Source organism: Longirhabdus pacifica (assembly GCF_004115085.1).
Classification (GTDB): Bacteria; Bacillota; Bacilli; order Paenibacillales; family DSM-105158; genus Longirhabdus; species Longirhabdus pacifica.
Genome location: NZ_QXJP01000053.1, coordinates 1 through 1,817, shown reverse-complemented (window position 1 = coordinate 1,817; position 1,817 = coordinate 1). Strand labels below are relative to the sequence as shown.

Below are 1,817 nucleotides of genomic sequence, written 5' to 3'. Positions count from 1 at the left end.
GGAGTGAATTCCCATGCAGAAGGGATTTCAACTATAGCAGAAGGAGATAATGCGCATGCGGAAGGAAATGACACCATTGCGAATGGATCAAATTCTCATGCGGAAGGAAGTAACACCATAGCCGATGGCGCAAATGCGCATGCCGAAGGAAGAGATACAACAGCTTCTGGTTTTTCTAGTCATGCGGAAGGAGGATCAACCACCGCGAGTGCAGCAGATGCACACGCAGAAGGGGCACTTTCCACTGCAAGCGGCTTCCAATCGCATGCCGAAGGACTAGCGACAATGGCAATAGAAAGACAATCGCATGCAGAAGGAATTGGAACAATGGCGAGTGGCTCGGCTTCCCATGCGGAAGGAGGAGCAACGGTAGCCAGTGCAGCAGATGCGCATGCCGAAGGAGCAGTGACAACGGCTAGCGGGTTCCAATCGCATGCGGAAGGATTCCAGACCGTAGCGAGTGGAAACCAGTCCCACGCGGAAGGCATTGGCACATCAGCAGAGGGAGAAGCTTCTCATGCGGAAGGGGGAGCAACGGTAGCTAGTGCAGCAGATGCCCATGCGGAAGGAGCAGTAACAACGGCTAGTGGGTTACAGTCACATGCCGAAGGATTTCAGACCGTAGCGAGTGGAAACCAGTCACACTCGGAAGGGATTGGTACAACAGCAGAGGGAACTGCATCGCATGCGGAAGGAGGAGCAACGATAGCCATTGGCGCAGATGCCCATGCGGAAGGGGCCATGACAAGAGCTATTGGATTACAATCGCATACAGAAGGGCTAGGTTCTTTAGCTATTGGCGCACAATCGCATGCAGAAGGAAATGAAACCATGGCAGATTTAATGGCTTCGCATGCAGAGGGAGTTAACTCCATGGCATTGGGAGAGGCAGCTCACGCAGAAGGAAATAATACATTAGCATTGTTGAATGCTGCACATGCGGAAGGAATAGATACTTTAGCAGATGAAATAGCCTCTCACGCCGAAGGAAATCAAACGATGGCATGTGGTTTACAGTCTCATGCAGAAGGACTTCAAACGGTTAGTTCATCTGCAAACTCTCATGCGGAAGGACAAATAACGTTTACAGTAGGTCCTAACTCCCACTCTGAGGGTCTACTTACTGTTGCAATGGGGGATGCATCGCATGTGGAAGGAGAAAGTTCGATAACGCAAGCTGAATTCTCTCATGCAGAGGGTTGTTCAAGTAGTACAGAAATGAATGCAAGAGCATCACATGCTGAAGGTGAAATAAGTACAACGATTGGGATCGCATCTCATGCGGAAGGCTGTATTACTGTTGCCCGAGGATTTGCTTCTCATTCCGAAGGTAGATTTACAACGAGCAGTGGTGGTCAAAGTCATACCGAAGGTATGTCCACCATGGCAATAGGAGATAACGCACATGCGGAGGGTAATATGACTGTAGCTAATGGCTTTGACAGTCATGCCGAAGGAAATGGAACCAATGCAAATGGTATGGCAGCGCATGCCGAAGGGAATGAAACCGTTGCAGACGTCATGGCCTCCCATGCCGAAGGAAATAGCTCCATGGCTCTGGGAGAAGCAGCACATGCGGAGGGGAATAGTACATTAGCACTATTGGAAGCTGCGCACGCAGAAGGCAGTGGAACGAGAGCGGTGGGTGTCGCTTCTCATGCAGAAGGAAGTGATACAGAAGCTATAGCAAATAGTGCACATGCGGAAGGAAATGGAACGGAGGCAAGTGGGTTTGCCTCGCATGCCGAAGGGATCAATACTACAGTAGGTGCTGGACTTACAAGCGCACACATTATGGGTAACAGTGGCGAAGCTAA

At 50.4% G+C, this 1,817-nt stretch carries 1 pseudogene; it reads left to right on the top strand.

Annotation, left to right across the window (positions count from 1 at the left end):
* Positions 1-1,817: pseudogene (locus D1Z92_RS17010) on the top strand (peptidase G2 autoproteolytic cleavage domain-containing protein); the annotation flags it as partial.